The organism is Pseudomonas akapageensis (assembly GCF_011355085.1).
Classification (GTDB): domain Bacteria; phylum Pseudomonadota; class Gammaproteobacteria; order Pseudomonadales; family Pseudomonadaceae; genus Aquipseudomonas; species Aquipseudomonas akapageensis.
The window spans coordinates 58,278-82,853 of the sequence record NZ_VXCP01000004.1; the positions used below are offsets into that span (position 1 = coordinate 58,278).

At 60.7% G+C, this 24,576-nt stretch carries 19 protein-coding genes; 6 read left to right on the plus strand and 13 right to left on the minus strand.

Annotation, left to right across the window (positions count from 1 at the left end):
• The first annotated feature begins 19 nt into the window (after window positions 1–19).
• On the plus strand, window positions 20–742 hold the full coding sequence (locus F2S13_RS04800; protein WP_166359325.1) for a glycerophosphodiester phosphodiesterase family protein: 723 nt from the start codon (window positions 20–22) through the stop codon (window positions 740–742).
• Window positions 743–784: 42 nt separating this feature from the next.
• Here the strand turns inward: F2S13_RS04800 and sthA are convergent, their stop codons facing one another.
• From sthA to F2S13_RS04815, 3 genes are all read right to left on the minus strand, one after another.
• Window positions 785–2,179, minus strand: coding sequence for a Si-specific NAD(P)(+) transhydrogenase (gene sthA / locus F2S13_RS04805; RefSeq protein WP_166359326.1), 1,395 nt, complete (start codon window positions 2,177–2,179; stop codon window positions 785–787).
• 193 nt (window positions 2,180–2,372) lie between these two features.
• Window positions 2,373–3,344, minus strand: a complete 972-nt coding sequence (locus F2S13_RS04810; RefSeq protein ID WP_166359367.1) for an FAD:protein FMN transferase — start codon at window positions 3,342–3,344, stop codon at window positions 2,373–2,375.
• Between the two features lie 112 nt (window positions 3,345–3,456).
• A complete protein-coding gene (locus F2S13_RS04815; RefSeq protein WP_166359327.1) occupies window positions 3,457–4,920 on the minus strand; it encodes a glyceraldehyde-3-phosphate dehydrogenase in 1,464 nt (487 codons plus the stop codon).
• Window positions 4,921–5,109: 189 nt separating this feature from the next.
• Between F2S13_RS04815 and mfd the strand changes: the two genes are divergently transcribed.
• The 3 genes from mfd to F2S13_RS04830 are packed head-to-tail and all read left to right on the plus strand — an operon-like array spanning window position 5,110 to window position 11,414.
• Entirely contained in the window at window positions 5,110–8,550 is a 3,441-nt protein-coding gene (gene mfd / locus F2S13_RS04820) for a transcription-repair coupling factor (protein WP_166359328.1), read from the plus strand.
• A gap of 10 nt (window positions 8,551–8,560) precedes the next feature.
• On the plus strand, window positions 8,561–9,088 hold the full coding sequence (locus F2S13_RS04825) for a CsiV family protein (protein ID WP_166359329.1): 528 nt from the start codon (window positions 8,561–8,563) through the stop codon (window positions 9,086–9,088).
• Window position 9,089: 1 nt separating this feature from the next.
• Complete coding sequence (locus F2S13_RS04830; RefSeq protein ID WP_166359330.1) at window positions 9,090–11,414, plus strand: DEAD/DEAH box helicase; 2,325 nt, start codon at window positions 9,090–9,092, stop codon at window positions 11,412–11,414.
• Between the two features lie 115 nt (window positions 11,415–11,529).
• On the opposite strand, the gene F2S13_RS04835 is transcribed toward F2S13_RS04830, so the two are convergent.
• The 5 genes from F2S13_RS04835 to F2S13_RS04855 form a co-directional block, all read right to left on the minus strand.
• Complete coding sequence (locus F2S13_RS04835; RefSeq protein ID WP_166359368.1) at window positions 11,530–14,739, minus strand: DEAD/DEAH box helicase; 3,210 nt, start codon at window positions 14,737–14,739, stop codon at window positions 11,530–11,532.
• Between the two features lie 227 nt (window positions 14,740–14,966).
• Window positions 14,967–15,704, minus strand: coding sequence for an S-methyl-5'-thioinosine phosphorylase (locus F2S13_RS04840; protein ID WP_166359331.1), 738 nt, complete (start codon window positions 15,702–15,704; stop codon window positions 14,967–14,969).
• 9 nt (window positions 15,705–15,713) lie between these two features.
• The gene (nagZ, locus tag F2S13_RS04845) at window positions 15,714–16,712 is read right to left on the minus strand and encodes a beta-N-acetylhexosaminidase (RefSeq protein ID WP_178118984.1); all 999 of its coding nucleotides are present in this window, start codon (window positions 16,710–16,712) and stop codon (window positions 15,714–15,716) included.
• Window positions 16,713–16,734: 22 nt separating this feature from the next.
• A complete protein-coding gene (locus F2S13_RS04850) occupies window positions 16,735–17,259 on the minus strand; it encodes a L,D-transpeptidase (RefSeq protein WP_178118982.1) in 525 nt (174 codons plus the stop codon).
• Window positions 17,260–17,299: 40 nt separating this feature from the next.
• Window positions 17,300–18,013, minus strand: coding sequence for a TetR/AcrR family transcriptional regulator (locus tag F2S13_RS04855; RefSeq protein WP_166359333.1), 714 nt, complete (start codon window positions 18,011–18,013; stop codon window positions 17,300–17,302).
• A gap of 205 nt (window positions 18,014–18,218) precedes the next feature.
• On the opposite strand from F2S13_RS04855, the gene lexA reads away from it, so the two are divergent.
• Together lexA and sulA are read left to right on the plus strand one after the other, a co-directional pair.
• Window positions 18,219–18,827, plus strand: coding sequence for a transcriptional repressor LexA (gene lexA / locus F2S13_RS04860; RefSeq protein ID WP_166359334.1), 609 nt, complete (start codon window positions 18,219–18,221; stop codon window positions 18,825–18,827).
• A gap of 10 nt (window positions 18,828–18,837) precedes the next feature.
• Window positions 18,838–19,314, plus strand: a complete 477-nt coding sequence (sulA, locus tag F2S13_RS04865) for an SOS-induced cell division inhibitor SulA (RefSeq protein ID WP_166359335.1) — start codon at window positions 18,838–18,840, stop codon at window positions 19,312–19,314.
• A 101-nt stretch (window positions 19,315–19,415) separates the two neighbouring features.
• On the opposite strand, the gene F2S13_RS04870 is transcribed toward sulA, so the two are convergent.
• From F2S13_RS04870 to fadA, 5 genes are all read right to left on the minus strand, one after another.
• On the minus strand, window positions 19,416–19,649 hold the full coding sequence (locus F2S13_RS04870; protein ID WP_166359336.1) for a hypothetical protein: 234 nt from the start codon (window positions 19,647–19,649) through the stop codon (window positions 19,416–19,418).
• Window positions 19,650–19,700: 51 nt separating this feature from the next.
• A complete protein-coding gene (locus tag F2S13_RS04875) occupies window positions 19,701–20,222 on the minus strand; it encodes a DUF6586 family protein (protein ID WP_166359337.1) in 522 nt (173 codons plus the stop codon).
• A gap of 121 nt (window positions 20,223–20,343) precedes the next feature.
• Window positions 20,344–22,956, minus strand: coding sequence for a type I DNA topoisomerase (gene topA / locus F2S13_RS04880; RefSeq protein WP_166359338.1), 2,613 nt, complete (start codon window positions 22,954–22,956; stop codon window positions 20,344–20,346).
• Window positions 22,957–23,056: 100 nt separating this feature from the next.
• Complete coding sequence (locus F2S13_RS04885) at window positions 23,057–23,308, minus strand: DUF1653 domain-containing protein (RefSeq protein ID WP_166359339.1); 252 nt, start codon at window positions 23,306–23,308, stop codon at window positions 23,057–23,059.
• 78 nt (window positions 23,309–23,386) lie between these two features.
• Window positions 23,387–24,562 carry an acetyl-CoA C-acyltransferase FadA gene (fadA, locus tag F2S13_RS04890; RefSeq protein WP_166359340.1) on the minus strand — a complete coding sequence of 392 codons (1,176 nt, stop codon included), beginning with the start codon at window positions 24,560–24,562 and terminating at the stop codon, window positions 23,387–23,389.
• Window positions 24,563–24,576 lie beyond the last annotated feature (14 nt).

Consider the following 24,576-nt stretch of genomic DNA (forward strand, 5'->3'; position numbering starts at 1 on the left):
TTAATTTGAAGGAACAAACGTGACCCTTATCTACGGCCACCGCGGCGCCAAGGGCGAAGCCCCTGAAAACACCCTGAGCAGCTTCCAGCAGTGCCTCAAGCACGGCGTGAAACGCTGCGAACTCGACCTGCACCTGTCTTTGGACAACCAGTTGATGGTCATCCACGACCCCGGCCTCAAGCGCACCACCGACCGTCGCGGCAAGGTGGTCGAGCACACGGCCGCCGAGCTGGTGACCTACGATGCACGCAAAGGCGGCCCCGGCTGGGTGCACCCCTGCCCCATCCCGACGCTCGAAGAACTGTTCGAGAAGTGCGATTTCGACCACTGGCAACTGGAGGTCAAGAGTGCTTCGCGCATGCGTGCCGCGACCACAGTGCTGGCTATCCGGGAAATGGCCCAGCGTTTCGGGCTGATGGAGAAGATCACCGTCACCTCAAGCTCGCGGGAAGTCCTCAAGGCAGCGCTGGAGCTGACCCCGGACCTGTCGCGCGGGCTGGTCGCCGAATATGCCTGGCTCGACCCGCTGAAGGTCGCGCAGAACTATGGCTGTGACATGCTGGCGTTGAACTGGACACTGTGCACGCCTGAACGCCTGACCAAGGCCCAGCGTCAGGGGTTGCACGTGTCGGTCTGGACAGTCAACGAACCGGCGCTGATGCGCCGGCTCGCCGACTTCGGCGTAGATAGCCTGATTACAGACTTTCCCGGTTTGGCCAGCGCCACGCTCGAGAATTGCTGAAATCGGTCTCCCCGGCCGGCTCAGGCCACCGGCCGGAGCCACTCAAAAAAGCCGGTTGAGGCCATCGTATGCCGCTACCCGATAGGCTTCGGCCATGGTCGGGTAGTTGAACGTGGTGTTGACGAAATACTTCAGGGTATTGGCTTCGCCCTGCTGGTTCATGATCGCCTGACCGATGTGGACGATCTCGGACGCCTGGTAACCGAAGCAGTGCACGCCGAGCACTTCCAGGGTTTCGCGGTGGAACAGGATCTTCAGCATGCCCTGCGGCTCACCGGCAATCTGCGCGCGCGCCATGCCCTTGAAGAACGCCTTGCCGACTTCGTAAGGCACCTTGGCCTGGGTCAGCTCCTGCTCGTTCTTGCCGATCGAGCTGATCTCCGGAATGGTGTAGATACCAGTCGGCACGTCATTGACGAAGCGCCAGCTGCCGTTGTCGACGATACTGCCCGCAGCCGAACGCCCCTGGTCGTGGGCGGCACTGGCCAGGCTCGGCCAGCCGATCACGTCACCGGCACCGTAGATGTTCGGCACGCAGGTGCGGTAGTTCTCGTCCACCTCGATCTGGCCGCGGCTGTTGACCTTGACCCCGATGTTCTCCATGCCCAGCTTGTCGGTGTTGCCGGTACGGCCGTTGCACCAGAGCAAGGCGTCGGCCTTGATCTTCTTGCCGGACTTCAGGTGCAGGATCACACCGTTGTCCAGGCCTTCGACCCGATCGTATTCTTCGTTGTGGCGCACGGTGATGTTGTTGTTGCTGAAGTGGTAGCTCAGCGCCTGGGAGATTTCCGAATCCAGAAAGCTCAACAACTGGCCGCGGTTGTCCACCAGCTCCACCAGCACACCCAGGCCACTGAAGATCGAGGCGTATTCGCAACCGATCACGCCGGCGCCGTAAACGATGAGTTTGCGCGGGGTGTGGCCGAGACTCAGGATGGTGTCGCTATCGTAGATACGTGGGTGGTGGAAATCGATGTCGGCCGGGCGATATGGACGCGAACCGGTGGCGATGATGATGTGCTTGGCCACCAGCTTCTCGACCACGCCGTTGGCGCAGACCACTTCGATGGTTTGCTCGTCGGCGAAGCTGCCAGTGCCGAAAAACACGTCGACCCGGTTGCGGGCATAGTAGCCGGTGCGCGAGGCAACCTGCTTGGAGATGACCTTTTCCGCACTCTTGAGCACGTCGGGGAATGAGAACCAGCGCGGCTCACCAATGGCCCGGAACATCGGGTTGGTGTTGAACTGCATGATCTGCCGCACGGAGTGACGCAGGGCCTTGGACGGGATGGTACCCAGGTGGGTGCAATTGCCGCCGACCTGACGCCGGCTGTCGACCATCGCGACCTTGCGCCCTGCTTTTGCGGCATTCATTGCCGCGCCTTCCCCTGCCGGACCGGAACCCAGCACCACTACGTCGTAGTTGTAGACAGCCATGCGTACTCCTTCAGAACGGGCCGAGATGCCACTTTGGCACTCTCCGGCTACATCATGTCGCGCTCGGCAACATGAAAAAAAATCGACTGCAGTCTAATCAAGCCTGAGCGCCGCGAACATTAACCCTTGGTCGCGTCGTAGGCTATTTTTGTCTGCACTACATCGTCAATCAGTTGCAACAACTCACCCAATGCTATTCATTCGTCGCCAGGCGCTCGAAAGCCGGCGTGGCACGGGTGGTGAAACCGTTATCGGCATGCATCACGAAAAGTGCTGCGATTTCGTGCTGCAAGGCAAAATCCCATCCTTCCTGCGGCCCCAGGATCATCAAAAAGGTGGACCAGCCATCGGCCATCAGCGCCGAAGGGTCGAGTACCGTCACCGCCGCCAGGGTGTGCTCCACGGGTGCGCCGGTGCGTGCATCGAGCGTGTGCGAGTAACGCTTGCCGTCGCGCTCGAAGTAATTACGGTAGTCGCCTGATGTGGAAACGCCGTAGCCATCGACCGAAATAACCTGTTGGGCTTCCTCGCGGTCGTCACGGGGCACTTCCAGGGCCACGCGCCAATGGCTGCCATCGGGCTTGCGCCCGGTCGCGCGCAATTCACCGGTCACTTCGACCAGGAAGCTGGTAACACCCAGCAGCTGGAGACGATCGACCACCTGGTCCACCGCGTAACCGGCAGCGATGCTGTTGAAATCGACCTCCACCCGCGCATCCTTGCAGAGGCTGTCGCCCTGGATACGCAAATGCCGATAGCCAACCCGTTGCCGCGTGCTGGCCAGCGCCTGTGCATCCGGCACCTTCTCTTCGCGCGCCTGAGGGCCGAAACCCCAGAGATCGAGCAAGGGCTCGACCGTCAGGTCGTAGGCGCCCTGGCTCTGCTCGGAGAACTGTTCGCCGACCCGCACCAGTTGCAGCAAGGGCACGGGCATCACCTGACAGCTGTTGGCCGGCAGGGCATTGAAGCGTTCGATGTCCGAATCGCTGCGGTAGGTTGAAAACATCTGGTCGATCCCGGCCAGCACGGCCTCGACCTCACCCTTGACCTGTTCAGGCCCGGGACTGCCCGGCGAACGCACATACTGAACCGTGTAACTGCTGCCCATGGTCGGGCCACTGACGCGCTCGAGCGAATCGGCTCCGTCGCAGCCGCTCAACAACATCAACAGGCCAAACAGGCGCAAAACACCAAGGCAAGAACGCACCACTAGCTCCCATGTGACAAAAAAAACGGGAACCTTGAAGGTTCCCGTCTTTTCACGACCTAGCTGAAGCTTAGCGTGGGAAAGCTGGCGGGTTGACGCCGGCCATATCTTCCATCACGCGCACAACCTGGCAGCTGTAACCGAACTCGTTGTCGTACCAGACGTACAGGACAACGCGGTTATCGTTGCTGATGGTGGCTTCGGCATCGACCACACCGGCGTGGCGCGAACCGACGAAGTCGGTGGAAACCACTTCCTGGGAGCTGACGTAGTCGATCTGCTTGTGCAGATCCGAGTGCATGGCCATCTGGCGCAGGTACTCGTTGATTTCGTCGCGAGTGGTGGCCTTTTCCAGGTTCAGGTTCAGGATCGCCATGGAAACGTTCGGCGTCGGAACACGAATGGCGTTGCCGGTCAGCTTGCCCTTGAGCACTGGCAGTGCCTTGGCGGCTGCGGTGGCAGCACCGGTTTCGGTGATGACCATGTTCAGCGGCGCGGCGCGGCCACGACGGCTGCCCTTGTGGAAGTTGTCGATCAGGTTCTGGTCGTTGGTGAACGAGTGAACGGTTTCGACGTGACCGTTGACGATGCCGTACTTGTCATTGACCGCCTTGAGCACCGGCACGATGGCGTTGGTGGTGCAGGAAGCTGCCGAGATGATCTTGTCGTCAGGGCTGATGTCGCCATGGTTGATACCGTGCACGATGTTCTTCAGCGCGCCCTTGCCAGGTGCGGTGAGGATCACGCGGGCAGCGCCCGGGCATTGCAGGTGCTGGCCCAGGCCCTCGGCATCACGCCATACACCGGTGTTGTCCACGATCAGCGCGTTTTCGATGCCGTACTGGGTGTAGTCGACTTCGCTCGGGCTCTTGGCGTAGATAACCTGGATCAGGTTGCCGTTCGCGGTGATGGTGTTGTGCTCTTCGTCGATGGTGATGGTGCCATCGAAAGGACCGTGCACCGAGTCACGACGCAGCAGGCTGGCGCGCTTGACCAGGTCGTTGGTCGCACCTTTGCGCACGACGATGGCACGCAGGCGCAGGCCGTCGCCACCACCGGTTTTTTCGATCAGGATGCGCGCCAGCAGGCGGCCGATACGACCGAAGCCGTACAGGACAACGTCAGTGCCTTTGCGTGCCGAAGCGTTCTGCTGGCCAACCACGTCGGCCAGTTCTTCACGCACGAACTGCTCGGCGGTACGGCCTTTGCCTTCTTGCTTGAACTTGTTGGCCAGCTTGCCCAGGTCGACCGAAGCGGCGCCCAGTTTCAGCTCGCTCATGGCCTTGAGCAGTGGGAATGTCTCGTGGACAGAGAGTTCGTTTTCATCAGTCTGGCGATGACGGGCAAAGCGGTGAGCCTTGAGGATCGAAATCACCGAACGGTTGATCAGGCTGCGGCCATAGATCGAACTCACCACATTGTTATTGCGGTAGAGCTGACCGATCAGCGGAATCATCGCCTCGGCGAGCGCTTCACGATCGATCCATTCACCAAGACACTGGTCGGGCTTCTGAGTCACGGGAACCTTCCACATGTAGGGACAGAAAAAAGGGGCTACATTATGACGCCCTGCACACTTTCGATCAATGAGCGCCTGTCGCCCTGCGGTCTTTTTGACGGTTTCTCCCGCCGAGCACGCTTTTCACCTGCGCGCAACTGACAGCCCGGGCCTGCGCCCGGTACAATTGTTGTCTTTGTCGCAACGCTTGGAGCTCAACCTCCCGTGCCAGTTCTGCGTCTACCGAAACTCCCTGCCGCTGCAGGTAAACAACACTGGGGCAACTTGCCAGGCGCCGCCTTGAGCCTGGCCATTGCCGAAGCCGCCAGCGCCGCGAAGCGCTTCACCCTGCTATTGACCGCCGACAGCCAGAGCGCCGACCGGCTGGAACAGGAGCTGCGTTTCTTCGCCCCGAGTTTGCCGGTCCTGCATTTTCCCGACTGGGAAACCCTGCCCTACGACCTGTTCTCGCCGCACCAGGACATTATCTCACAGCGCATCTCGAGCCTCTATCGCCTGCCCGAGCTGGACCACGGCATTCTGGTAGTACCGATCACCACGGCCCTGCACCGCCTGGCGCCGACGCGTTTTCTGCTGGGCAGCAGCCTGGTCCTGGACATAGGCCAGAAGCTCGATGTCGACCAGATGCGCACACGCCTGGAAGCCAGCGGCTATCGCTGCGTCGACACCGTTTACGAGCATGGCGAATTCGCCGTGCGCGGGGCCCTGATCGACCTGTTCCCGATGGGCAGCAAACTGCCCTACCGGATCGACCTGTTCGACGATGAAATCGAAACCCTGCGCACCTTCGACCCGGAAAACCAGCGCTCGATCGACAAGGTCGAATCGGTACGCCTGCTGCCGGCCCGCGAGTTCCCGCTGCAGAAGGAAGCGGTCACCCAATTCAAGGCTCGCTTTCGCGAGCGTTTCGACGTGGACTTCCGCCGCTGCCCGATCTTCCAGGACCTGAGCAGCGGGATCACCCCGGCCGGTATCGAGTACTACCTGCCCTTGTTCTTCGAAGAAACCTCGACCCTGTTCGATTACCTGCCCCAGGACACCCAGGTGTTTTCCCTGCCCGGTATCGAACAGGCCGCCGAGCATTTCTGGAGCGATGTGCGCAACCGCTACGAAGAACGTCGCATCGACCCTTCGCGTCCTCTGCTGCCGCCGGCCGAGCTGTTCCTGCCGGTGGAAGACTGCTTTGCCCGGCTCAAGAGCTGGCCGCGTATCGTCGCCAGCCAGGACGACCTGGACACCGGCGAACGCTTCCCGGCGCAAGCCTTGCCCAACCTGGCCATTGAAGCCAAGGCCAACCAGCCGCTGGCAGCGCTGTCGAACTTCCTCGACCAGTTCCCCGGCCGGGTGCTGTTCACCGCCGAATCGGCCGGGCGCCGCGAAGTGCTGCTGGAACTGCTCGAGCGCCTGAAGCTCAGGCCACAGACAGTCGACAGCTGGAGCGACTTCGTCGCGGGTAAAGAGCGCCTGGCAATCACCATCGCGCCACTGGACGAAGGCCTGTTGCTGGACGATCCGGCGTTGGCGCTGGTTGCCGAAAGCCCGCTGTTCGGGCAACGGGTGATGCAACGCCGGCGCCGCGAGAAGCGCAGCGACGGCAGCAACGATGCCGTGATCAAGAACCTTACCGAGCTGCGCGAAGGCGCGCCGGTGGTGCATATCGACCATGGCGTGGGCCGTTACCTGGGCCTGGCGACCCTGGAAGTCGACAACCAGACCGCCGAATTCCTCACCATGGAGTACGCCGAAGGCGCCAAGCTCTATGTGCCGGTGGCCAACCTGCATCTGATCGCTCGCTACACCGGCAGCGACGACGCCCTGGCCCCGCTGCACCGGCTGGGTTCGGAAGTCTGGCAGAAAGCCAAGCGCAAGGCCGCCGAACAGGTCCGTGACGTGGCCGCCGAACTGCTCGACATCTATGCCCGCCGCGCCGCCCGTGAAGGCTATGCGTTTGCCGACCCGTCAGTGGATTACGCCACCTTCAGTGCCGGCTTCCCCTTCGAGGAAACCCCCGACCAGCAAACGGCCATCGAAGCGGTGCGTGCCGACATGCTCGCGCCCAAGCCCATGGACCGCCTGGTCTGCGGCGACGTCGGCTTCGGCAAGACCGAAGTGGCCATGCGCGCAGCCTTCATCGCCGTGCACGGCGGGCGCCAGGTGGCGATCCTGGTGCCGACCACCCTGCTCGCCCAGCAACACTACAACAGCTTCCGCGACCGCTTCGCCGACTGGCCGGTGACCGTGGAAGTGATGAGTCGCTTCAAATCGGCCAAGGAAGTCAATGCCGCCGTGGCAGACCTGGCCGAAGGCAAGATCGATATCGTCATCGGCACCCACAAGCTGCTGCAGGACGATGTGCAGATCAAGGACCTGGGCCTGGTGATCATCGACGAAGAGCATCGCTTCGGTGTCCGCCAGAAAGAACAGCTCAAGGCCCTGCGCAGCGAAGTCGACATCCTGACTCTGACTGCAACGCCGATTCCGCGCACGCTGAACATGGCGGTTTCGGGCATGCGCGACCTGTCGATCATCGCCACGCCACCGGCCAGGCGCCTGTCGGTGCGCACCTTCGTCATGGAGCAGAACAAGAGCACGGTCAAAGAGGCATTGCTGCGGGAGTTGCTGCGCGGCGGCCAGGTCTACTACCTGCACAACGATGTAAAGACCATCGAAAAATGCGCCGCCGACCTCGCCGAACTGGTGCCCGAGGCGCGCATCGGCATCGGCCACGGGCAGATGCGCGAACGCGATCTCGAACAGGTGATGAGCGACTTCTATCACAAGCGCTTCAACGTGCTGATCGCCTCGACCATCATCGAGACCGGCATCGACGTGCCCAGCGCCAACACCATCATCATCGAGCGTGCCGACAAGTTCGGCCTGGCCCAGCTGCACCAGTTGCGCGGCCGGGTCGGGCGCAGTCACCACCAGGCGTATGCCTACCTGCTCACGCCACCGCGCCAGCAGATCACCCCGGACGCGGAAAAGCGCCTGGAAGCGATCGCCAACACCCAGGACCTGGGCGCCGGTTTCGTGCTGGCCACCAACGACCTGGAAATCCGGGGCGCCGGCGAGCTGCTCGGCGATGGCCAGAGCGGCCAGATCCAGGCCGTGGGTTTTACCCTGTACATGGAAATGCTCGAACGGGCCGTGAAGTCGATTCGCAAGGGCGAGCAACCGAACCTGGACCAGCCACTCGGTGGCGGCCCGGAGATCAACCTGCGCCTGCCGGCCCTGATTCCGGAAGACTACTTGCCGGATGTGCATGCCAGGTTGATTCTGTACAAACGCATTGCCTCGGCCGTGGACGAAGAAGGCCTGAAGGACCTGCAAGTGGAAATGATCGACCGCTTCGGCCTGCTGCCCGAGCCGACCAAGAACCTGGTGCGCCTGACGCTGCTCAAACTGAACGCGGAAAAGCTCGGCATCAAGAAGGTCGATGCCGGCCCGCAAGGTGGCCGCGTCGAATTCGCTGCCGAAACACCGGTCGATCCACTGGTACTGATCAAGCTGATCCAGGGCCAGCCGAACCGCTACAAGTTCGAAGGTGCAACACAGTTCAAGTTCATGGTGCCCATGGAGCGGGCCGATGAGCGTTTCAATAACATCGAAGCGCTATTCGAGCGCCTCACCCCTAAATCTGCTTGAAGGAAGCACCATGCGCTTGATTCGCTCGTTGACCCTGCTGCTGGCGCTGTTCGCGCCTGCCGTGTTCGCCGACGGCCAGTACCAGGTCGACCTGATTCTGGTTCGCCAGAATGCCGTGCCCGCCATCACCACGGCGATCGCGCCCGAGGACTGGGCAGCCGGGGCACCCGTCATTGCATCGACCGACGTGCGCCAGCCCGGCCTCACCACCGAACTGGAAAAGCTCGAGGCCAGCGGCGATTACACCGTACTGCTGAACAAGGCCTGGCAACAGGCGCTGGGCGAACAATCGAGCGTCGTTGCCATCAGCGAAGGCGAAGGCAAGTTCGGTCACTATCCGATCGAAGGCACCCTGAGCTTGAGCCTGGGCAAAACCACCGACATCGCTGCCAATTTCTGGGTCAATCAAATCGACAAAGATGGCATGGTGACCGTCAGTGAACAGCTCAGCAAAACCAGCAAGACTCCCAGGAACGGCGATCTCATCTTCCTTGACGGCGGCCATCTGGCCCTGCTGGTCAAGGTGACGCCGCTTTGACATGAACGAGCGCCTGATCGACAACCTGCAACCACGGCCACGCCTGTGGCTGGGCAGCATTGAGTTCAGCGCGTTCGAACCGCGTAACGGCCGGATGCAGCGCTACGTTCAGCATCGCGCCGCACTGGCCTTCGGTTACGCCGGGGAATACGTCAGCAGCGCAAGAAATGGCGTGATCCTCAAACACCAGGACCACGAAACCTTGCGCATCCAGCGCCAACCCGTCGCTGAAAAGGCCCTGCGCGAAACCCTGCAGAAAATCGGCTTCAAGATTGCTACCCGGCAAAGCAAGGCGTTGCCCGAAAGCGCCGGCGACCTGTTCGAACTGCCCAGTGACGGTGCCTGGCTGAGGTTTATCCTCAACGACCTGCCCGGCTTGCGCGAACGGGGCTGGGAAATCGAGTACGCCGAGGATTTTGCCTTCGACCTGACCCCGGTGGATGACTGGTACGCGGTCATCGACGAAGCCCCGGAACGCGACTGGTTCGACCTGGAACTGGGCATCGTGGTCAACGGCGAGCGGCTGAGCCTGTTGCCGATTCTACTGAACCTGCTGCGCACCCACCCGGAACTGCTCAACCAGGCCATGCTGGCCAAGCGCCGGGACGACGAACAGATCCTGGTACCGATCCACCACACCCACAATGCCCGCACGCGCCCGTTGCAAGTTGCCCTGCCCTACGGTCGCTTGAAGCCGGTGCTGGCCACGCTGGGTGACTTCTACATGCGCGAGCCGGGTGAAGTCGCCCTGCGCCTGCCGACGCCCGACGCCACCCGGCTCAACGGGTTGCAGGACATTCCCCTGACCTGGGAAGGCGGCGAACGGGTCCGCAGCCTGGCCGAACGGCTGCGCGATATCCGCACCCAACCGGCGCAAATTCCCGAAGGCCTGAATGCCACCCTGCGCCACTATCAGGTCGAAGGCCTGAGCTGGATGCAAGCCCTGCGCGAACTGGAAGTCGGTGGCATCCTGGCCGACGACATGGGCCTGGGCAAAACCCTGCAGACCCTGGCTCACCTGTTGACGGAAAAGAACGCCGGGCGCCTGGACCGGCCCGCCATGGTGGTCATGCCCACCAGCCTGATTCCCAACTGGCAGGACGAGGCCGAGCGCTTCGCCCCCGGGCTGCGGGTGCTGGCCCTGCATGGTGTCGGTCGCAAGAAATACTTCGATCAACTGCAGGACTACGACCTGCTGCTGACCACCTACGCGCTACTGCCCAAGGACATCGAACGGCTCAAGCCGCTGGCCCTGCACGTCCTCATCCTGGACGAAGCCCAGTACATCAAGACCCCCGATAGCAAGGCCGCCCAGGCCGCCCGCCAGCTCAACGCCCGCCAGCGCCTGTGCCTGAGCGGCACGCCGCTGGAAAACCACCTGGGCGAACTGTGGTCGCTGTTTCACTTTCTCTTGCCAGGCTGGCTTGGCGACAGCAAGGCATTCAACCGCGATTACCGGGTGCCTATCGAGCGCCAGGGCAACGACGAGCGCCTGCAACACCTGAACGCGCGCATCAAGCCGTTCCTGCTGCGCCGGACCAAGGAACAGGTGGCCACCGAGCTGCCGGCCAAGACCGAGATGATCCACTGGGTCGAACTCACCGACGCCCAGCGCGATGTCTACGAAACGATGCGCCTGGCCATGGACCAGAAAGTCCGCGCCGAAATCACCCGCAAGGGCGTGGCCCGCAGCCAGATCATCATTCTCGAAGCCCTACTGAAACTGCGCCAGGTGTGCTGTGACCTGCGCCTGGTCAACAGCAGTGCCTCGACCGTTCGCGGCAGCAGTTCGGGCAAGCTCGGCAGCCTGCTGGAAATGCTCGACGAACTGATCGCCGAAGGCCGTCGGATCCTGTTGTTTTCCCAATTCACGTCCATGCTCGCGCTGATCGAGGCAGAGTTGCAGCAACGCGGGATCGACTATGCCATCCTCACGGGCGAAACCCGCGACCGCCGCGCGCCGGTGCACGATTTCCAGAGCGGCAAGCTACAGATTTTCCTGATCAGCCTCAAGGCCGGCGGCGTCGGCCTCAACCTGACCGCCGCCGACACGGTGATCCATTACGACCCCTGGTGGAACCCGGCTGCCGAGCACCAGGCCACCGACCGCGCCTATCGCATCGGCCAGGAAAAGCCGGTGTTCGTCTACAAACTGATTACGCGGGGGACGGTCGAGGAGAAGATCCAGCATTTGCAGCAGGAGAAATCGGCGTTGGCAGCGGGTGTGCTGGATGGGCGTCAGGCGGGGGACTGGAAGCTGCAGGCGGATGACATTGAAGCGTTGTTTGCGCCGTTGCCCGGAAGGCGGCGGCACAAGCATTCCTGAGCATTGCAGGGCCGGCCTCATCGCTGGCAAGCCAGCTCCCACAGTGGTTGTGCAGTGTACATAGAACATGTGGGAGCTGGCTCGCCAGCGATGAGGTCGGCACTACCTCCAGCCGTCAGCCTTTCAACACCGGCAATGGAGCAAATAACGCATCTATATCATGCGACTCCAGTGCCCAGCCTTTTGTCATTCCTCCTTCCAGCACTCCCGCCGCCAAATCAGCCTTCTTCTGTTGCAGTTGCTGAATTTTCTCTTCAACAGTGCCTCGGGCAATGAGCTTGTAAACGAACACCGGCTTGTCCTGACCAATACGATAAGCCCGATCCGTCGCCTGATTTTCTACAGCCGGGTTCCACCAGGGGTCGTAGTGAATCACCGTGTCGGCGGCGGTCAGGTTCAGACCAGTCCCGCCCGCCTTCAAGCTGATCAGGAACAGCTGCGTCATGCCCCCCTGAAACTGCTTCACAGGAGTGCGCCGATCGTCTGTTTCGCCCGTCAGGATGGAATAAGCGAGATCACGCTTTTGAAGCTCCTCTTCAATCAGTGCGAGCATCGACGTGAATTGGGAAAACAATAGAATTCGACGCCCCTCGGCAACCAGCTCATCGAGCATTTGCATCAGGCTTTCGATTTTTCCAGCACCCGAGCGCGCCGCTTTAGTGGAAGGAATGCTCTTGACCAGGCGCAGGTCACAACACACCTGACGCAATTTGAGTAACGCTTCAAGAATGACGATCTGACTGCGGCCTATACCGATACGATTGATTTCGTCCCGGACTTTCTGGTCCATGGCCACTCGAACCGTTTCATAGACATCCCGCTGCGCGTCGCTCAGCTCGACCCAATGGATGATTTCGGTTTTTGCCGGCAACTCACTTGCGACCAGCTCCTTCGTGCGCCTGAGCATGAATGGCTTGATACGTGCCACCAAATGCTGCAAACGCACACGATCGCCGTGCTTTTCGATGGGCGTGCGATAGTTGCGATTGAATGTTTTGCTGTCGCCCAGCCATCCCGGCAGCAATAAATGGAACAACGACCAGAGCTCGCCCAGGTGGTTTTCCAGCGGAGTACCCGATAGACATAAACGTTGTCGGGCCTCCAATTGTCTAGCTGCCTGAGCAGCCTTGCTGATCGGATTCTTGATGTTCTGAGCTTCATCCAGAATCAGCACGCTCCAGGTATGCTGGCCTAAGGTTTCGAGATCTCTCGGCAACAAGGCATAGGTTGTCAAAATCACATCGAATTCAGAAAAGCGAGTGAAATCCTTCTGCCGATTGCTGCCATGAAGCGCCAGAACGCTTAGCTGCGGCGTAAAGCGCAATGCTTCATCGAGCCAGTTGGGAATCAGGCTGGTCGGCATGACCACCAGGGCTGGTCGATCTAGGCGCCCCGCCTGTTTTTCACAAAGCAGGTGCGCAAGGGCCTGCAACGTCTTGCCCAAGCCCATGTCATCGCCAAGAATGCCGCCCACTTCAAGTTGGCGCAGCGTCTGCATCCAGTTCAAGCCTTCGAGCTGGTAGGGGCGCAGTGTCGCATTGAGCCCTGTCGGTGCTGCAATGTGACTGCCCGTAGATGCACGAAGACGCCTGGCAAACTCGCGCAGGCGCTCGCCCCCGTTCCATGCCATCGGCAAGCGATCCAGGGCGCTGAGGCGAGCAGCATCCGGTGCATTCAGACGTAGCGAGCGTCCTTGGTGCTCCCCTAGATAAAGCTCGCCAAGCATTGCCATCAGCATCTTGACCCTCGCGTAGGGCAACGCGACCTTCAAGCTGCCTTTTCCTAACCGCCAGATGTTCAGATCAATCATCAGGTGCTCATCGTCACGACGACTGGCCAGCGCGCCAGGCTCCACCAGGTCCGGGCGGCTGCGCATCAAATGCAGCACGATGGGTAGCAGACTATGCCGCTCCCCATTGACGACAATACCCAGCTCCAGATCAAACCATTCGTGCGCCGGTGACTCCTCGATATCCGCGTACCACTGCTCCACCGCCTGGAGGTCGAAATGAAAGTTGCGGTGAATGTCGACCTGCCAACCTTCCCCTCGAAGCACCGGCAAATGAGTTTCCATGAAGGCAAGCCAATGCTCGTCGTCCCCTAGCTCGAACAACTCACCAGCATTGTCAGGGAGCGCGCTACTCTTTTTACGGAACGCTTTAAAGCCCAATTGCTGCAAGCGCTCGCGCAGTGCTTTCTCGATTGCCGATTGACGCTGGATGCGCTGGATTTCATCATCGCGTACAGCCACAAGCTCTGCGGAGCCTTTCACTGCCACCTGCCCCGCATAGGTAAACAGCAGGCCAGCGTGATGCTGCACCCGGTCCTTTTCACGCCAGGATTTGGGGTCATAACTGCCCAGCGTAAGCCGAGCTTGCGGCTCAATGCTGTCAATTATTCGCGCACTCAATGCTTCCGGAGGTGGGATGCGGGTATCACGCAACTGTAGGCGATGGCCGAGCAACATGGCCATGCGCGCCGGAACTTCTGGTGCCAAGGTGATGTGGCAAGCGGTTTTATCATCGAAATCATGAAGTAACCGCCCTACCTCATGAGTCTGCTTATCGAGATAGTAGAGCGGCTCTACCGCAACCACCTGAGCGACTGATCCGTCAGGGTACAACCACTGCCCCCGATACGCGCCGCCCTGCTCTTTGATCCAGGCAAAAGTACCCTGTCTACTTTCACCAATAACCAACGGCTGCTCGCCGAAATCAAGATATGCACGTGAGGTTTGTACAGCTCGCTCAAGGATATCCGCCCCCATGCTTCCCACAAGGGGATGCGCCGGGCGATAGTTATTGGCACGTGCAGCCACCAGCAAACGCGCAATCCTTATATCCGACTCAAGCAAGTGCCTGGGTTGACGCAGCAACATTTCATCGATTGCAAAAACGGATTTGATATCCCGCAGGCTGCCGTCCTTGAGTTGACGCCCCTTGTACAAATTCAATGTCCAATGGCCTGGCTGGGTGTACTCGGGAATGAGTCTGTAGAGCAGCCTGTCGCTGACATTTGCCGGATAGGCCTGGTCATCGGTCATCGGAGTGGGGAAGTCGCTGATCCAGCTTTCCAACGCACGATTCAGAGTAGTGGGATGTGGGCTGCTTTCACCCTGCTCACCTGGACTCTGCAAGTAAAACATGACGGCGGCGCAATGCTTGCAATCACTGATTACGGGACAGGAGCAGGAGAAGTCCAATATTGGCGCATCGCCTGGTACAAGCACCGAGATGCTCTGCTCATAGCGATTACCATTGGACCCCATGCACGTGGCATGGATAGCCGAGTCAGATATCTCGATGATATCCACGCGATTTTGCATGGCATACCCACGACCTCGCTCGAGGGCTCTGCGAGAGAAGTCGTCTTCCCATGGTGAGTTGAGAAATTGCTGCAAGCTCACAGCCCCATTCCTATTAGTCAATAAGTGGTCTGGCGGGCCTCATCGCGGGCAAGACCGCTCCCACAGGGATTCTCAGGACCTGTACGACCTCTGTGGGAGCTGGCTTGCCAGCGATGAGGCCAGCACAAACAACACAACTCTTTCGATCAGCCCACCAACACCCGAGCCAACGTCGACTTCACCTTCCCCATCCCCTCATGCAACGCCTGCTCGATCTCGGCCATGGTGATCACCGCCGTGGACTTGCCCGCCGCCGGGTTCACCACCAGCGCCAGACAGGCGTAATCGAGCTCCAGCTCGCGCGCCAGCGCCGCTTCGGGCATGCCGGTCATGCCGACGATGTCGCAGCCGTCCCGCTCGAGCCGGGCGATCTCCGCCACGGTTTCCAGGCGCGGGCCCTGGGTGCAGGCATAGACGCCATGACTGCTGTAGGCACAACCTTCGGCCGCCAGTGCCGCGATCAATTTCGCTCGCAACGGCTCGCTGTAGGGGTAGCTGAAATCGATATGGGTCACGTGCTCCAGATCGTCTGCGAAATAGGTGTGCTCGCGGCCGCTGGTGTAGTCGATCAACTGGTGTGGCACACAGAAATGCCCGGTACCCATCGCCGAATGGATCCCGCCCACGGCATTGACCGCCAGGATGGCCTCGGCACCGGCCTGCTTCAAAGCCCACAGGTTGGCGCGGTAGTTGACCTGGTGCGGCGGAAAACGATGCGGGTGGCCGTGACGGGCCAGAAACAGCACTTCGCGGCCGGCGTACTCGCCCTGCAGGATGTCGGCCGAAGGGGCACCGTAAGGCGTGTTCATCGGCAGCGCCTGGCGGATATTCAGCCCTTCGAGCTGAGTCAGCCCAGTGCCACCAATAATCGCGTAGACAGTCATTTCAATTCCTTAGTCGATCAACTGAGCCTCTCGCAAGGCCCCCAATGCAGCGAGCCAGCGCGGGTTCTGGCGGTACTCGGTAGAGGCATGGGCCTGCCCGCGCATGCGTGCAATGCGTGGCGAAGGCTTGACTCGCAGGCGCTGAGCGGCCGACAAGGCCAGCTCCGCCGCTGCCCGGTCATTGCAAACCAGACCCATGTCGCAGCCGGCACTCAACGCCGCCTCGATGCGGCTGGCCGCATCGCCGACCACGTGGGCACCGGCCATGGACAGGTCATCGCTGAAAATGACGCCATCGAACTGCAACTCACCGCGCAGGATGTCCTGCAACCAGCGACGCGAGAAACCTGCCGGCTGCGCATCGACCTGTGGATAAATCACATGGGCCGGCATGACTGCCGCCAATTGCCCGCTCAAGCGTGCAAAGGGCACCAGATCGACCGCGCGAATCTGCTCCAGGCTGCGTTCGTCGGTCGGAATCGCCACATGCGAGTCCGCCTCGGCCCAGCCGTGACCAGGGAAATGCTTGCCGCAAGCCGCCATGCCCGCAGCGTTCATCCCGCGGATGAATGCGCCGGCCAACAGGGTGGCACGCTCGGGATCGCCCTCGAAGGCGCGACTACCGACCACTGCGCTGCGCTGGTGATCCAGGTCCAGCACGGGAGCGAAACTCAGGTCCAGCCCCACCGCCAGCACTTCGGTGGCCATCAGCCAACCGCACTGTTCGGCCAGGAATTCGGCGTTGTCGTTGTCGGCAATGGCCCGCATCGCCGGCAGGCGAACGAAGCCCTGGCGCAAACGCTGTACGCGCCCGCCTTCCTGGTCCACGGCCAGGATCAGGTCCGGGCGCACGGCGCGAATGGCTGCAGTCAGCTCGCGCACCTGGCGCGGGCTTTCGATGTTGCGGGCAAAGATGATCAGGCCGGCCACTTCTGGCTGGCGCAGCAACTGGCGGTCTTCGGCGGTCAGCCAGGTACCGGCGATATCCACCATCAGGGAGCCTTGCAGGCTGGAACTCATAGGTGATCCTTCAATTGAGGGGGGCACTGGCCCATTCGGGACAGGACGCCTCTTCGATCTGCACCTGGCAATGCAGCGGCACTCGATCGAAAAGGTTCATCAGATCGGCATTGCGCATACGTACGCAGCCATGGGAACCCGCCACGCCCAGGGGTTCGCTGTCGGGCGTGCCGTGCAAATAGATATAGCGGCGGAAAGTGTCGACCCGCCCGAGGCGATTGCGACCCGGCTCGCAACCGCTGAGCCAGAGAATGCGGGTGAGGATCCAGTCACGACCGGGAAATTGCGCGTGCAGCTCGGGCGTCCAGGTCTCCCCGGTCCAGCGTCGCCCCCTGAGGACCGCGCCTTGCGGAAGACCGGCGCCGACCTTGGCGCGAACCTGATGACGACCGCGCGGGGTACAGCCCGAGCCGTTCAATTCGCCAGGACCATTGAGCGCCGTGGAAACGGGCAGACGCACGACCAGCTTGCCGTCGGCAAAGCCATACAAGCATTGGTCGGCGATGGAAATGTGCAACAAATCTAGGATAGCCATGGTTGGCTAGCTTAGCCGATCAAGGGCCACCCATGCACGCTCAAACCTTGGCAGAGGCCTGCGCCGAGTTGCTTTTGCTGCGCGGCCGCAACTGTGCCGCCGCCATGGCCTCGTCGGTCACCCCGCTCTCGGCGCGCATGCCGGCAGCGAGGAAAGGCACCATCAGGCGCATGACCTGCTCGATGGAGGTGTTGACCCCGAAATCGGTCTCGGCGATGGCGCGCAAGGCCTTGATACCGGACATGCTGAACGCGGCGGCACCGAGCATGAAGTGCACGCGCCAGAACAGTTCGATCGGCGGAATACGCGGGGCGGCTTCATTGACCAGCAGCATGTAGCGGCGGAAAACTTTGCCGTACATGTCTTCGAGGTAACGCCGCAGGTGCCCCTGGCTCTGACTGAAGGCCAGGCCCAGCAGGCGCATGAAAATCGACAGGTCGTTGCCGCTGCGCGGCTGCACGACCAGGGCTTGCTCGACGAGGATTTCCAGCAGTTCTTCAAGGCTTGGACGGTTTTCAGGACGCGCCTGGCGACGCTCCAGCTCGCGGTCGAGGCTGATGCAGAAAGGCCCGAGAAAGCGCGAGAAGACCGCCTGGATCAGGGCCTTCTTGGAACCGAAATGGTAATTCACAGCCGCCAGATTGACCCCGGCCTTGCTGGTAATCAGGCGCAACGAGGTTTCAGCAAAACCTTTTTCCGCGAACAGCTGCTCGGCAGCATCGAGTATGCGTTCTACGGTTTCGGACTGGGCCATGACTACTCCGGTGACAAACACTTGTTTGAAACATACGTTTCATACCGCCCTTTTGTCAAGCCTGCCGGCCGTTTTATGGCTGCCCGGTCACATATTTAACCATATAAAACGTGGGCTGTTGCCAACCTTGCGAGAAAGGAGGATTGCCAAGGCCAACATACTGTATATAATTCCAGTCACTGTATAAAAAGACAGAGCGATCGACATGCTAAAACTGACGCCACGCCAAGCTGAGATTCTGGCTTTTATCAAGCGCTGCCTGGAAGACAACGGCTTCCCGCCAACCCGCGCGGAAATTGCCCAGGAGCTGGGCTTCAAGTCGCCCAATGCCGCCGAAGAGCACCTCAAGGCGCTGGCCCGCAAGGGTGCGATCGAAATGACCCCGGGGGCCTCGCGCGGCATCCGCATTCCCGGTTTCGAGGCCAAGCCCGAAGAGACCGGCCTGCCGATCATCGGCCGGGTCGCTGCCGGCGCGCCGATTCTTGCCCAGCAACATATCGAAGAATCCTGCAACATCAACCCGGCCTTCTTCCACCCACAGGCCGATTACCTGCTGCGCGTCCACGGCATGAGCATGAAGGATGTCGGTATCTTCGACGGCGACCTGCTGGCGGTGCACACCTGCCGCGAGGCTCGTAATGGCCAGATTGTGGTCGCACGCATCGGCGACGAAGTGACGGTCAAACGCTTCAAGCGTGAAGGCAGCAAAGTCTGGCTGTTGGCAGAAAACCCTGAATTCGCCCCTATCGAAGTCAACTTGAAAGACCAGGAGTTGGTGATCGAGGGCTTGAGCGTCGGCGTCATTCGCCGCTAAAGGAGGCGTCATGCAGTTTCCCCATGCACCCCAGCAAGCACAACTGCCCTTGTTCGAGGCATTCCTGGCTCAGCCTATTGCCCCGCTACTCAAGCCTGTAGCAGAGTCGCCGTGGCACAGCACCGAGCCGGAAGCTTTCAGCGAGCTGTCCTTTCGTGGCGCAGTCGGAAACTGCCAGAGTCTTTTGGCGCCGATTTTGCGGGAATTGAGCCAGGAGCAGGACGCCCGCTGGCTGACGCTGATCGCTCCGCCTTCAAGCCTGACCCAGGCCTGGCTGCGTGATGCCGGGCTCAATCGCGAACGCATCCTGTTGCTACAACCTCGGGGCGCACAAAGTGCCTTGCAGCTGACCTGCGAAGCACTGCGCCTGGGCCGTAGTCATACCGTGGTCAGCTGGTTGAACCCACTGAACGCCAGCGCCCGGCAACAACTGATCAACGCCGCGCGCGCCGGCGGCGCACAAAGCCTGAACATTCGCCTGGGTTGAGATTCGCCTGGGCGTGGACTAGAAATTTTTTGACCCTGCAGGCTTCTCCAGGACAGAGAAGCCGATCATGGCAGGTCGTGAGGATTAACCGACAAACGGTATCAATGCAGGACCCGCGGCCCCTCATCCTGCTCGATTTCGCCTTCCACCAGCTTGCCAGCCATCTGTACACCCACGCTCAACATGGCCTTGGCCACTTCCACGTGCTGTCCTTGCAGGAATGCCTTTGCGTCCTCGGAGAAATCCAGGGTTACCAGCGAACCCTCGTCCTCAGCGCGGCGCAGCTCGATCCGGCCGTCAGGCAACTCGACAATTTCTAGAAAGGACGTTGGCATATTGGGTCTGATCTCCACGAAAGGCCAGCATTGTATCAGTGACTGCCCGGTTCAGCACTCACTCAGACCTTCACGAAAACGGATGGCCAGACTTTTCAGGTTCTGCCGCCAGCCTTCCATTTCCTCGCGGGTCAGCACCTGCTCTTGCGGTTCGTCCAGGCTCACTGCCTGAATCAAGGGCTGCGTCACGTCACCCTTGGGCTTTTTAGGCGGCTTCGGTGGCTGGAACAAGGCCGCGTAGGCTGACATCAACTGCGCCAGCCAGGTTTCCGGCTGCTGGGCCAGCTCAACCAGTTCAGCCATTTCCGGGATAGCAATGGACTCCAGCACCTGCGGCGTCAGCAACAGTTCGGCGCGTGGTGCATTGGCTTGCGGCAAACGGTAGAAACCGGCGATTTCATGGCACAAGCCGAGCAGAGCACCATACAGGTGAAACAGCGCCGACTCGCGCTCGGCCTGCAGCAGGGCCTGGGCGTTCATCGCCCTGCTCTCCTGGGCTTTGCCCAAGGCTTCGAGGGCAAGGCCGGCAAAGTAAATCTTCTGGTTGGTGCGGGTATAGAGTTCTTGGGCCATGGTGGCTTGCTCCGAAGAGATACAGGGCGCTTTCGACCCCCAGAATAACAAAGGCCGCGCAAAACCCGAAGGTTCGACGCGGCCCTGTTCGAACAAGGCGCCCCGCAGGGCACCTCGAGGATCAACGCTTGTCTTCGACCTTCCAGCTCTTGCCGTCGTAGAACGCGCGCCAGCCAGTGGGCTTGCCTTCGACTTCCGTCTGGACGTACTGCTCCTTGGTCTTGCGGCTGTAGCGAATAACTGCCGGACGACCATCGGGATCTTTCTTCGGTGCTTCACAGAGGAAGTGATACTTGGGATCGATTTCGTCCTTGTGCGGAATGATCTCGATTACCAACGGCGCGCGGGTCTCGCGGTTTTTCGGGAACTGGCTGGCGGCCAGGAACAAGCCCGATGCACCGTCACGCAACACGTAAGTGTCGTTGACCTTCTCGCACTTGAGCTCCGGCATTTTCACCGGATCCATTTTCGGTGGCGCCGCTTCGCCGCTCTTGAGCAGTTTGCGGGTGTTCTTGCATTCGGCATTGGTGCAACCAAAGAACTTGCCGAACCGACCGGTCTTGAGCTGCATCTCACTGCCGCACTTGTCGCACTCCAGGCTCGGACCTTCGTAGCCCTTGATGCGATAGTTGCCTTCTTCGATCTCGTAGCCCGCGCAATCAGGGTTGTTACCGCAGATGTGCAGTTTGCGCTTTTCATCGAGCAGGTAGGCATCCATGGCCGTGGCGCAGATTGGGCAGCGATGCTTGCCCAGCAGTACCAGGGACTCGGATTCCCCTTCATCGTCGGCCGCAATCTCGTCGCCCGGGATCAGGTTGATCGTCGCCTTGCAGCGTTCCTTGGGCGGCAGGCTGTAACCCGAGCAGCCGAGGAACACACCGGTCGAGGCCGTACGGATCATCATCGGCCGCCCGCAATCGCGGCAGGCAATGTTGGTCATGGTCGGCTGGTTGGCGCGCATGCCGCTGTCGGGCGCTTCGGCCACTTGCAGCTTGGTCTTGAAGTCGCCGTAGAACTCGTCGAGGACATTCTTCCAGTCGCGTTCGCCCTGGGCCACGTCATCGAGGTGCTCTTCCATGCCGGCGGTGAAGCCGTAGTCCATCAGGTTGGAGAAGCTCTCGGACAGGCGCTCGGTGACGATGTCGCCCATCTTCTCGGAATAGAAGCGGCGATTGTGCAGCGCCACGTAGCCGCGGTCCTGGATGGTCGAAATGATCGCCGCATATGTCGAAGGACGACCGATGCCGCGTTTTTCCATTTCCTTGACCAGGCTGGCTTCGGAGTAGCGTGCCGGCGGCTTGGTGAAGTGCTGGCTCGGATCGAGCTGGATCAGCTTGAGGCTTTCACCCTGGCTCATTTCCGGCAACACATCGTCATCGCCCGGCTTGGCCACTTGCGGCATGACCTTGGTGTAACCGTCGAACTTGAGGATACGGCCCTTGGCACGCAGTTCGAAATCACCGGCAGTCACGCTGACAGTGGTCGACAGGTATTGTGCCGGTGGCATCTGGCAGGCCACGAACTGGCGCCAGATCAGCTCGTAGAGACGCTCTGCATCGCGCTCCATGCCGCTGAGCTTGCTCGGATGGGTATTGACGTCCGAAGGCCGGATCGCTTCGTGCGCTTCCTGGGCGCCTTCCTTGCTGCCGTAGACGATCGGCGCTTCGGGCAGGTATTTCTTGCCGAATTCGCTTTCGATGTAGCTACGAGCCATTTCCACCGCATCGACCGAGAGGTTGGTCGAGTCGGTACGCATATACGTGATGTAGCCGGCTTCGTACAGACGCTGGGCCATCATCATGGTTTTCTTCACGCCGAAGCCCAGGCGGTTACTGGCGGCCTGCTGCAGGGTCGAGGTGATGAAAGGAGCCGACGGCTTGCTGCTGGTCGGCTTGTCTTCACGCTTGGCAATGCTGTAGCTCGATGCCTTGAGCTTCTCCAGCGCCGCCATGGCATGGGCTTCGTTGAGCGGCTTGAAGGCTTCACCCTTCTCGCGGGCCACTTCGAAACGCACCTTGGCCCCCTTGGCAGTGCCCAGGTCAGCGTGGACTTCCCAGTACTCTTCAGGAATGAACGCACGGATCTCGCGCTCGCGCTCCACCACCAGCTTCACGGCCACCGACTGCACGCGACCGGCGGACAGGCCGCGGGCGATCTTCTGCCACAGCAGCGGCGAAACCATGTAGCCTACCACGCGATCGAGGAAGCGGCGGGCCTGCTGGGCATTGACCCGGTCGATATCGAGCTCGCCCGGCTGGGAGAAGGCTTCCTGGATGGCTTTCTTGGTGATCTCGTTGAACACCACGCGCTTGTAGCGGCTGTCATCACCACCGATGGCTTCGCGCAGGTGCCAGGCAATGGCTTCCCCCTCGCGATCCAAGTCGGTTGCGAGATAGATGGTGTCGGCATCCTTGGCCAGGCGACGCAGCTCCTCGATGACCTTTTCCTTGCCGGGCAGGATCTCGTACTTGGCCTTCCAGCCGTGCTCGGGGTCGACGCCCATGCGCGCAACCAGCTGCTTGCGGGCCTTTTCCTTGGGCGACAGCGCAGGCGCCTCGCCGGCCGCGGCCTTGCCACGCTTGGCAGCAGGCTCTTTGCTGGCGCTAGCCGAACCGCTGGTGGGCAGGTCTCGGATATGGCCGATACTCGACTTCACCACGTATTGGTTGCCCAAGTACTTGTTGATGGTCTTGGCCTTAGCCGGGGATTCCACAATGACCAGCGATTTGCCCATGGATCAGAAAATTCCTGAATTCTAGAAAAAAATTGGCGACAGGTACCTGACGCGGCACCGCTATATATAGTGGCAATACTGTGAGGTCAAGCGCGGGGAACTACACCTGCTTGTCATCAGGCCGGGAAAACAGGCTCGGTTCTGCCTGAATCAAAGCAAAGCGCGGCACGTGCTCGCCGTCAACCTCCACCGATTCGAGGAACATGCTCAAGGGGCGAACCCACATACCGTAATCGCCATACAGCGCCTGATAGAACACCACTTCCTCTTCTGTCTCGGAATGGCGCGCGACACTGAACACACGATACTCAGGTCCCTTGTAGTGACGGTAGAGTCCCGGCTGTATCGACATGTTGCACACCTCTCGAAAAATAATCTGCAAAAAACAAAAAACCGGGGCACAAGGCCCCGGCTTCCTCCCGCCCGACGCTTAAACGCGTTCGAAGACGGTCGTGATGCCCTGGCCGAGGCCAATGCACATGGTCGAAACACCCAGGGTGCCGCCATTTTGCTTCATCACGTTGAGCAAGGTGCCGGAAATCCGCGCACCGGAGCAACCGAACGGATGGCCCAAAGCAATGGCGCCGCCATGCAGGTTAACCTTCTCATTCATCTTGTCGAGCACTTTCAAATCCTTGAGCACCGGCAGAGCCTGTGCAGCGAAGGCTTCGTTGAGCTCGAAGAAGTCGATATCGGTGATGGACAGACCCGCACGCTTCAGTGCTTTCTGGGTGGCCGGAACCGGACCGTAGCCCATGATCGCAGGGTCCACGCCGGCGACCGCCATGGAGCGAATCACCGCCATGGGCTGGATGCCGAGGTCCTGGGCGCGCTGTGCGGACATCACGATCATGCACGAAGCACCGTCGGTGATCTGCGACGAAGTACCCGCCGTTACAGTACCACCTTTGGGGTTGAAGGCAGGCTTCAATGCCGCCAGGCTTTCCAGGGTGGTTTCTGGACGAATGGTTTCGTCGTAGTCGAAGGTTTTCAGGAAACCCTGGGCATCATAACCCTGCATCGGGATGATTTCGTCCTTGAACTTGCCTTCCAGCGTGGCCTTGTGAGCCAGCTGGTGCGAACGCAAGCCGAAGGCATCCTGCTGCTCACGGGTGACACCGTGCATTTTACCCAGCATTTCGGCAGTCAGGCCCATCATGCCCGAGGCCTTGGCCGCGTACAGGGACATGTGCGGGTTCGGATCGACACCGTGCATCATGCTGACGTGGCCCATGTGCTCGACACCGCCGACCACGAATACGTCGCCGTTGCCGGTCATGATCGCCTGGGCTGCAGTGTGCAGGGCGCTCATGGACGAGCCACACAGGCGGCTGACGGTCTGGCCGGCAGCGGTGTGCGGGATCTGGGTCATCAGCGACGCCATGCGGGCGATGTTCCAGCCCTGCTCCAGGGTCTGGTTGACGCAGCCCCAGATCACGTCTTCGACTTCGTTCGGATCGATTTTGGAGTTGCGCTCCAGAACCTTGCTGATCAGGTACGCCGACATGTCTTCGGCACGGGTGTTGCGGTGCATGCCGCCTTTGGAGCGGCCCATCGGAGTACGACCGAAGTCGACAATCACGACGTCTCTTGGATTCAAGCTCATAAATATTCTCGCTC

Bases quoted from the DNA above. Each gene is read 5' to 3' on its own strand.
- sthA (WP_166359326.1), bottom strand. From the start codon at position 2,179: ATGGCTGTCTACAACTACGACGTAGTGGTGCTGGGTTCCGGTCCGGCA.
- F2S13_RS04810 (WP_166359367.1), bottom strand. From the start codon at position 3,344: ATGTTGTTGAGCGGCTGCGACGGAGCCGATTCGCTCGAGCGCGTCAGT.
- F2S13_RS04815 (WP_166359327.1), bottom strand. From the start codon at position 4,920: ATGTGGAAGGTTCCCGTGACTCAGAAGCCCGACCAGTGTCTTGGTGAA.
- F2S13_RS04825 (WP_166359329.1), top strand. From the start codon at position 8,561: ATGCGCTTGATTCGCTCGTTGACCCTGCTGCTGGCGCTGTTCGCGCCT.
- F2S13_RS04830 (WP_166359330.1), top strand. From the start codon at position 9,090: ATGAACGAGCGCCTGATCGACAACCTGCAACCACGGCCACGCCTGTGG.
- F2S13_RS04835 (WP_166359368.1), bottom strand. From the start codon at position 14,739: ATGCAAAATCGCGTGGATATCATCGAGATATCTGACTCGGCTATCCAT.
- F2S13_RS04840 (WP_166359331.1), bottom strand. From the start codon at position 15,704: ATGACTGTCTACGCGATTATTGGTGGCACTGGGCTGACTCAGCTCGAA.
- F2S13_RS04850 (WP_178118982.1), bottom strand. From the start codon at position 17,259: ATGGCTATCCTAGATTTGTTGCACATTTCCATCGCCGACCAATGCTTG.
- F2S13_RS04855 (WP_166359333.1), bottom strand. From the start codon at position 18,013: ATGGCCCAGTCCGAAACCGTAGAACGCATACTCGATGCTGCCGAGCAG.
- lexA (WP_166359334.1), top strand. From the start codon at position 18,219: ATGCTAAAACTGACGCCACGCCAAGCTGAGATTCTGGCTTTTATCAAG.
- sulA (WP_166359335.1), top strand. From the start codon at position 18,838: ATGCAGTTTCCCCATGCACCCCAGCAAGCACAACTGCCCTTGTTCGAG.
- F2S13_RS04870 (WP_166359336.1), bottom strand. From the start codon at position 19,649: ATGCCAACGTCCTTTCTAGAAATTGTCGAGTTGCCTGACGGCCGGATC.
- F2S13_RS04875 (WP_166359337.1), bottom strand. From the start codon at position 20,222: ATGGCCCAAGAACTCTATACCCGCACCAACCAGAAGATTTACTTTGCC.
- topA (WP_166359338.1), bottom strand. From the start codon at position 22,956: ATGGGCAAATCGCTGGTCATTGTGGAATCCCCGGCTAAGGCCAAGACC.
- F2S13_RS04885 (WP_166359339.1), bottom strand. From the start codon at position 23,308: ATGTCGATACAGCCGGGACTCTACCGTCACTACAAGGGACCTGAGTAT.
- fadA (WP_166359340.1), bottom strand. From the start codon at position 24,562: ATGAGCTTGAATCCAAGAGACGTCGTGATTGTCGACTTCGGTCGTACT.